The sequence below is a fragment of the Jatrophihabitans sp. sgz311053 genome, assembly GCF_056135305.1.
Map to the genome: position 1 here is coordinate 18,395 of NZ_JBWAXP010000001.1, position 9,358 is coordinate 27,752.

General features: G+C 72.4%; 1 protein-coding gene. It reads right to left on the reverse strand.

Going from position 1 to position 9,358, the window contains the following annotated elements; genetic code table 11:
* Positions 1-5 precede the first annotated feature (5 nt).
* The gene (locus AC0NZQ_RS00035; protein WP_474527557.1) at positions 6-9,317 is read right to left on the reverse strand and encodes a type I polyketide synthase; all 9,312 of its coding nucleotides are present in this window, start codon (positions 9,315-9,317) and stop codon (positions 6-8) included.
* Between the last annotated feature and the right edge of the window lie 41 nt (positions 9,318-9,358).

Below are 9,358 nucleotides of genomic sequence, written 5' to 3' on the forward strand. Positions count from 1 at the left end.
TGATGTCAGTCGAAGTCGGTGCCGTTGAGCTCGTCTTCGAGCAGGTCGAACATCTCGTCGGCGCTGGCCGCCGAGAGGTCGGTGCGGGTGTCGCGTTCCGTGCCGGACGCCGTCGTCCGGAAGCGCCGTGCCAGCGCCTCGAAGCGGGCCGCCACCTCGGCGCGGGCTGCCTCGTCGGGCGCGTCGAGCTCGGCAGCCAGCCGGTCGACCTCGTCCAGGGTGTCGGTGTACGTGCCGCCGGTGCCGAGCAGTCGGCCGAGTCGGTCGCAGACGAACTGACCGAGGGCCGCCGCGTTCGGGTAGTCGAAGACCACCGTGGCGGGCAGTTGCAGCCCCGTGGCGCCGGCGAGCCGATTGCGCAGATCGACAGCGGTGAGCGAGTCGAAGCCCTGGTCCCGGAAGGCACGTCCGGCCGGGACCTCGGCCACGTCGTCGAAGCCGAGGACGGCAGCCGCATGGCGTCGGACCAGCTCGACCACATGCGCGGTGCGCTGGGCGACGTCCAGTGCGGCGAGCTGACGGGCGAACTCGTCGGTCTCGCCCGCCTGCGCGTCGGTCTCTTCCCGTGCCCCCTCCCGCGCTTCGACGATGAGATCGAGCAGGGGCCGGTCCCGCTTCGCCCGGAACACCGGCGCGAAGCGCTCCCAGTCCACGTCGGCCAGCGCGAGGAAGGTGTCATCGTCGTCGATGACCTGTCCCAGCCCGGTGAGCGCGCGTTCCGGGTCCAGGAAGTTCATTCCCTGCCGCACCAGCCGTGCCGGCGTGACGCTACCGGGACGGGTCTGATCCAGACCAGCGTCGACAGCTGACCAGTCTCGGGTGTCCCAGACACCCCATGCGATCGACGTGCCGGGCAGCCCGCGAGAGCGGCGGTCCTCGGCCAGCGCGTCCAGGTAGGCGTTGCCGGCGGCGTAGGCGCCGTGGTCGTTGCTGCCCCACGTCGCCGAGATCGACGAGAAGAGCACGAAGGCGTCGAGGTCGAGGTCGGCGGTGAGCTCGTCCAGGTGGGACGCGCCCGTTGCCTTCGCCCCCATCGACAGCCGCAGCCCGTCGACGGTGGTGTCGGCGACCCGGGCGAGGTACGCCGCGTTCGCCGAATGCAGGACGGCGCAGAGCGGCGGCCCGGAGGCAGCGATGCCGTCGAGCAGGCCGGCGACCTCGTCGCGCTCGGCGATGTCGCAGGAGACGATGGCGACGTCGGATCCGGCATCCGCGATGCGTGCGGCGGTGCCGGCCGCATCCGGGGCCGACGGTCCGGAGCGGCTGGTGAGCACGACGCGGGGGGCACGGCGTTCGGCCAGCCACGTCCCGACCAGCGCACCGATCGATCCGGTGCCCCCGGTCAGCAGCACGGTTCCGGCCGGCTGCCACGGACGGCAGGACGCGGCGGAGCGCCGGTCACGGACGAGTCGCCGACCGAGCACCCCGGTGCGGCGCAGCGCGACCTGGTCCTCGACGCCGGCGAGCACGCGGCAGAAGCGAGCGGCCAGCGTCGGATCGGAGAGATCGCCGTCGGCCGGGAGGTCGATGAGCCCGCCCCAGTGCTCGGCGTGCTCCAGCCCGATGGTCCGGCCCAGGCCCCAGACCGGGGCCTGCTGCACCGAGGTCGTGACGTCGTCCGGACCGGTGGTCACCGCGCCTCGGGTGACGAGCCACAGCGGTGCCGCCACCCCGGCGTCGGCGCAGGCCTGGACGGCGGTGAGGGTCGCGGTGAGCCCGGCCGAGACGGTGGGAGAGCCGGGCAACGGCGTCTCGTCCCACGCCAGCAGGGAGACGACGCCGGCCAGCTCGGTGCGCGGGAGCTCCGCGGCGAGGGTCGCGCGATCGGTGGCGTCGGTGATCACGACGTCCACCTGTGCACCGCGTTCCTCCAGAGCTCGGGCGGTGTCGGCTGCCGCGTCGTCGCTCGGGGCGAGGATGACCCAGCGGCCGCTCGGTACGGTCGTACCGGCCTCCGGAACGGGTGTCCAGGTGATGCGATAGCGCCAGTTGGCCACCGTGGCGTCGTCCCGACCGCGGTCGCGCCAGGTGGTGAGGGCCGGCAGGACCTCGGCCAGCGCCCGGTCGTCGACGCCGAGTTCGGCGGCAAGCGAGGTGACGTCACCACCCTCGATCGCCGCCCACAGCCCGTCGACCGGGCCCTCGGACGCGGTCTGCGACCGAGCCTCGTGGGGCGTGATGTCGGGCCAGTAGCGGCGGCGTTGGAAGGCGTAGGTGGGGAGGTCCACGGTCCGGGTGGGGGTGAGGATGCTGGTCCAGTCGACGGGTAGGCCGCGGGTCCAGGCCTCGGCCAGGGAGGTGAGCATCCGGTCGGGTCCGCCGTCGTCGCGGCGCAGCGTCCCGATGACCACGGCGTCGGGGGAATCGAGGGTGTCGGTGATCGCGCCGGTGAGCACCGCATGCGGGGAGCACTCGACGAAGCTGTGGTGACCTGATCCGGAAAGCGTGTCGATCGCCCGGGTGAACCGGACCGGTTCCCGCAGCGAGCGGAACCAGTACCCGGCATCGAGCATGTCGTCCTCGCCCAGCAGCTCACCGGTCAGCGAGGAGACCATCGCGATCTCCCCGGCTTGGGGCTCGATCGGGGCCAGGTCGGTGAGGATCTCCTCCCGCAGCAAGTCCACCTGCGGGGAGTGGGAGGCGTAGTCGACCGGGATCACCTTCGCCCGCACGCCCTGCGACTCAGCCGCGGTCACGACTCGTTGCAGGACCTCGGGGGTGCCGGAGACCACCGTCGCGGCCGGACCGTTCACCGCCGCCACCGAGACACCGGCGATCCCCGCCACCAGCTCACGGACGGCTTCCTCCGACGCCGCGATCGACACCATCCCCCCGGCACCGGCAATCCGCGTCAACGCGCGCGACCGCAACGCCACCACCCGCGCACCGTCGCTCAGGGACAACCTGCCCGCGACGACGGCGGCGGCGATCTCCCCCTGCGAATGACCCACCACCGCATCCGGCACCACCCCCGCCGCAGCCCACACCGCAGCCAGCGACACCATCACCGCCCACAACGCCGGCTGCACCACCTCCGCAGCCTCAAACCCGAACTCACCGTCCAACACCTCGTCCAACGACCAGCCCGTGAACGGAGCCAACGCCGCACCACACTGCGCCAACCGAGCCGCAAACACCGGACACGCCGCCGCCAACTCCCGGCCCATCCCCACCCACTGCGACCCCTGACCCGGAAACACCAACACCAGCCGACCAGCACCAGCCGACGACGCCACCCCGGTCACCACCGAAGCCGACGGCTGACCCGTCGCCACCGCCGCCAACCCCGCAGCACCCGCAACACCCGCAACACCCGCAACACCCGCAGCACCCGCCGCACCCGCAGTACCGGTCAGCACCACCGCCCGATGCTCGAAGACCGACCGCGACACCACCAACGACCACGCCACCTCAGCCGGCGACAGCCCCGGCCGAGACAGCACGTGCTCCCGCAACCGCCCCGCCTGCCCCGCCAACCCCGCCACCGAACGACCCGACACCAGCCACGGCGCCACCGCCCCCACCAACGGCGCCGCAGCGTCGGGTCGGGCTGCCTCGGGGTCAGAGGTGGCCTGCCGTGGCGCCTCTTCGATGACGAGGTGCGCATTGGTGCCGCTGATCCCGAAGGCCGAGACGGCGGCACGGCGCGGCCGCTCCCCGGCCGGCCACGGCACCGACTCCGACAGCAGCCGCACCGCACCGGCATCCCAGTCGATCTTCGAACTCGGCTGCTCGGCATGCAACGTCCTAGGCAGCACCTCGTGGCGGAGCGCCTGCACCATCTTGATCACACCGGCCACCCCGGCCGCCGTCTGCGTGTGACCGATGTTCGACTTCACCGACCCCAACCACAACGGGCCAGCCCCACCCCGCTCCTGCCCATAGGTCGCCAACAACGCCTGCGCCTCGATCGGATCCCCCAACGAGGTCCCCGTCCCGTGCGCCTCCACCACATCCACATCCGCCGCGTTCAAACGCGCATCAGCCAACGCCGCCCGGATCACCCGCTGCTGCGACGGACCGTTCGGCGCCGACAACCCGTTCGACGCGCCGTCGGAGTTCGTCGCCGAGCCCCGCAGCACCGCCAGCACCGGGTGGCCGTGGCGCTGCGCGTCCGACAGCCGTTCGAGCAGGATCATGCCGGCGCCCTCGCCCCAGCCGATCCCGTCGGCCCCGTCGGCGAAGGCCTTGCAGCGGCCGTCGGCAGCCATACCGCCCTGCTGCGAGAACTCCATGAAGGCTCCGGGGGTGGAGAGCACCGCCACGCCACCGGCGAGCGCCATCGAGCACTCCCCCGACCGCAGCGCCCTGGCTGCCAGGTGCAGCGCCACCAGCGACGACGAGCACGCCGTATCCACCGTGACGGCCGGCCCCTCCAGACCGAGCGTGTACGAGACGCGGCCCGAGATGACCGCGGTCAGCCCGCCCGTGAGCAGGTACCCCTCGGCGCCGCTGTCACCCGCCAGCCCCATGCCGTAGCCGGCGTAGGTGGCGCCGACGAAGACACCGGTCCGCGACCCGCGCAGCGAGCGAGGATCGATCGCGGCGGACTCCACCGCCTCCCACGAGACTTCCAGCAGCATCCGCTGCTGCGGATCCATGGCCAGCGCCTCGCGCGGGCTGATCCCGAAGAAGTGGGCATCGAAGTCCGCGGCGTCGTGGACGAACGCCCCCTGCCGGGCGTAGGCGTCGCCGGCGGCAACACGCTGCGAACCGTACTGCTGCTCGACGATGTCCCAACCACGGTCGGCGGGGAAGCCGCCGACCGCGTCCCCGCCACCGACGACGAGATCCCAGAACTGCTCGGGGCCGGTGACACCGCCGGGATAGCGGCAGCCGATGCCGACGATGGCCAGCGGTTCGTCGTGCTCCGCGACAACCGTGGTGACCGGACTGACGCTGTCGGCCGTGCCGAAGAGCTGATCGACGAGCATGGCCGCAAGGGCGGTGGCGTTCGGGTGGTCGAAGACCAGCGTCGAGGAGAGCATCAGCCCGGTCCGGGTCGCGAGCCGGTTGCGCAGCTCCACCGCGGTGAGGGAGTCGAAGCCGAGTTCGGCGAAGGCACGGTCCGGCTCGACGGCCTGCGCCGTCGCGTGCCCCAGGACGGCTGCCGCCTCGCCCCGGACGATGTCGAGGATGTCCCGCAGCTGCACCGGCCGGGGTCGGTCACGCAGACTGCGGGCCAGCTCGCCGACGTGCTCGTCGTTGCCGTCCGCCGTCGCAGTCGCCAGCGCCCGGACGTCGGGGAGGTCCGCGATGAGCGGGCTGGGGCGACGGACGGTGAAGGTGGCCGCGAACCGCACCCAGTCGATGTCGGCCACGGTGACCGCAGCCTCGCCCCCGTCCAGGATTCGCGCGAATTCGCGCATTCCCTGCTCGGGGTCCATGACCCGCAGGCCGAAGCGCTGCAACTGCTCGCCCGCCGCGCCGTCGACCATGCCGCCGCCGCCCCAGAGTCCCCAGGCGATGGAGGTGGCGGCGAGGCCGCGGGCCCGCCGCGACTCGGCGAGCGCATCGAGGTAGGCATTGCCGGCGGCGTATCCGCCGAGGCCACCGCTGCCCCAGATCGCCGCTCCGGAAGAGAAGACGACGAAGGCGTCGAGGTCGGCGGTGAGCTCGTCGAGCCAGCGGGCACCGTCGACCTTCGCCCTCGTCGCCGAGACGAGATCGGCCCCCGTGGTCTCGCTGAGCAGACCACCCTCGCCGACACCGGCCGCATGGACGACCACCGACAGCGGCCCCGCCTGATCCAGCACGGTCGCCAGTCGGGGACGGTCGGCGACGTCGCAGGCGACGATCCGGACGTCCGCACCGGCCTGCGCCAGCTCGGCGGCGAGGGTGATCCCGGACCGCGGTCCCGACCGGCTGGTGAGCAGGACGGACGGGGCACCCCGGGCCACCAGCCAGCGGGCCACCTGGCCGCCGATGGCGCCGGTGCCCCCGGTGACGAGGACGGTGCCGTCGGTGTGGAACGGCGCGTCGGCAGCGGCCTCCTCCGGGACGGGGCGCCGTTCGAGGCGGCGAGCCAGCACCTGGCCGTCGCGGAGGGCGATCTGATCCTCCGGACCGCCGAGCACGCGGCAGAGGAGGGCCGCGGTCTCGTCGTCCACCGTGCCGGGCAGGTCGACGAGGCCGCCCCAATGCTGCGGGAGCTCGAGAGCGGCGACGCGGCCGAGACCCCACAGCTGGGCCTGCTCGGGAGCAGGGACCGGCTCACCGGCCACGGCGGCGACGGCACCACTGGTGACGACCCAGAGCGGCGCACCGAGCTCGGCGCGCAGTGCGGTGAAGGTCTCGGCGAGGCAGGCGGCGGGTTCGGCCGGTGCGCTCGGCACGAGCAGGACGCCGTCCAGCGACTCCCCCGCGAGGCTGGCGAGGTCGAGATCGGCCACCTCGCGGGTGATGACCCGGACGCCGGCGTCGGTCAGCGCACGCTCCACCTGCGGTGCCCGGCCCAGCAGCAACCAGCAGCCGGTGACGTCGCCCGCCACCGCCACCGGCTGCCAGGTGATCCCGTAGCGGCAGTCGTCCGTCGAGGCGGGAGCCACGATCGCGGGCCAGAAGCGCTCGCGCTGGAAGGCGTAGGTGGGGAGGTCGACGCGCTTGCCGGTGGGCAGCAGCCTGGTCCAGTCGACGGGCAGGCCGCGGGTCCAGGCCTCGGCCAGGGAGGTGAGCATCCGGTCGGCTCCGCCGTCGTCGCGGCGCAGCGTCCCGATGACCACCGCGTCGGAGGAATCCAGGGTGTCGGTGATCGCGCCGGTCAGCACCGCATGCGGGGAGCACTCGACGAAGCTGTGGTGACCTGATCCGGAAAGCGTGTCGATCGCCCGGGTGAACCGGACCGGCTCGCGCAGCGAGCGGAACCAGTACCCGGCATCGAGCAGCTCACCGTCGTCGAGGAGCTCGCCGGTCAGCGAGGAGACCATCGCGATCTCCCCCGCCCGCGGGGTGATCGGGGCCAAGTCGCTGAGGATCTGCTCCCGCAGCGCATCCACCTGCGGGGAGTGGGAGGCGTAATCCACCGGGATCACCTTCGCCCGCACACCCTGCGACTCAGCCACGGTCACGACTCGTTGCAGGACCTCCGGGGTGCCGGAGACCACCGTCGCGGCCGGACCGTTCACCGCCGCCACCGACACACCGGCGATCCCCGCGGTCAGCTCCGCGAGCAGCTCACGGACGTCCTGCTCGGAGGCGGCGATCGACACCATCCCGCCCGCACCGGCAATCCGCGCCAACGCACGCGACCGCAACGCCACCACCCGCGCACCATCACTCAGGGACAACCTGCCCGCCACGACGGCAGCGGCGATCTCACCCTGCGAATGACCCACCACCGCATCCGGCACCACCCCCGCCGCAGCCCACACCGCAGCCAGCGACACCATCACCGCCCACAACGCCGGCTGCACCACCTCCGCAGCCTCAAACCCAAGCTTCCCGTCCAGCACCTCGTCCAACGACCAGCCCGTGAACGGACGCAGCGCCGCACCACACTCCGCCAGGCGCTCAGCGAACACCGGACAGGCCGCCGCCAGCTCCCGACCCATCCCCACCCACTGCGAACCCTGACCCGGAAACACCCACACCAGCCGACCAGCCGACGACGCCGGCACCACCCCGGTCACCACCGACGGCGACGGCCGACCCGCCGCCAACTCGGTCAAACCCGCCCCGGCGAACGTCACCGCCCGGTGCCGGAACGCCGTCCGCGTCGTTGCCAGCGAGAACCCGATATCCACCGGGTCCGCGGGCGTCGCCGCCACGTGCTCATCGAGGCGGGCCGCCTGCGCGCGCAGGGCCGCAGGTCCGCGTCCGGAGACCGGCCAGGGGGCGGTGATCCCCGTCAGCAGCGGCGCGACCGGCGCCGCTGCCCCGGCATCGGCATCGGACTGCGCCGCGTCCTCCCCCTCGGCCGGGGGTGCCTCCTCGACCGGGGGAGCCTCCTCGACCGGGGGTGCCTCCTCGACCGGGGGTGCCTCCTCGACGATGACGTGGGCGTTGGTCCCGCTCATCCCGAAGGCCGACACCCCGGCCCGGCGCCGCCGCTCACCGGCCGGCCACGCCACCGGCTCCTGCAACAACCGCACCGCACCGGCATCCCAGTCGATCTTCGAACTCGGCTGCTCGGCATGCAACGTCCGCGGCAACTGCTCGTGCCGCAACGCCTCCACCATCTTGATCACACCCGCGACCCCGGCCGCCTGCTGCGTATGACCCAGATTCGACTTCAACGACCCCAACCACAACGGCCGCTCCCGATCCCGCCCATAGGTCGCGATCACCGCGTTCGCCTCGATCGGATCACCCAACGTCGTCCCCGTGCCGTGCGCCTCCACCACGTCCACGTCCGCTGCCGAGAGCTGCGCACTGTCCAACGCCGCCCGCAGCACCCGCTGCTGGGCGGGGCCGTTGGGGGCGGTCAGACCGTTGGAGGCACCGTCGGAGTTCACCGCCGTCCCCGACACCACCGCCAACACCGACCGACCCGCCCGCCGCGCATCGGACAACCGCTGCACCACCAACACACCGGCACCCTCAGCCCAGCCCGTCCCGTCAGCCCCCTCACCAAACGACCGACACCGACCATCAGCCGACAACCCCTGCTGCCGCGAGAACTCCGCAAACGTCCCCGCCGTCGCCATCACCGTCACACCACCGACCAGCGCCAACCCACACTCGCCACCCCGCAACGCCTGCACCGCCAGATGCAACGCCACCAACGACGACGAACACGCCGTGTCCACCGTCACCGACGGCCCCTCCAGACCCAGCGCATACGACACCCGGCCCGAGATGACGCTGCCGGCATTGCCAGTCATCAGGTAACCCTCGGCACCGCTGGTGTCAGCAGCGAAGCCGGCGGCATATCCCGAGGTCGCCGCCCCGGCATAGACGCCGGTGCGGGAGCCCTTCAGCGAACCCGGCTCGATCCCCGCCCGCTCCAACGCCTCCCACGACACCTCCAACAACAACCGCTGCTGCGGATCCATCGCCAACGCCTCACGCGGCGAAATCCCGAAAAACTCCGCATCGAACTCCGTCGCCCCATCAACAAACCCACCACGACGCGCATAACCACCACCCAGATCCCACCCCCGATCAGCCGGAAACGGACCCACCGCATCCACCCCACCGGAGACCACACCCCACAACGACTCCGGACCCAACACCCCACCCGGCAACCGACACGCCATCCCCACGATCGCGATCGGCTCACGGCCGCGGTCCCGGACCTCCCGCAGCTCGCGCTGGGTCTCGTGGAGGTTGGTGACCGTCCACTTCAGGTAGTCGCGCAGGGTGTCTTCGTCTGCCACCGTCGCCTCATTCGTCGTGGGTGGGGCGAGCGGGCCGTCCG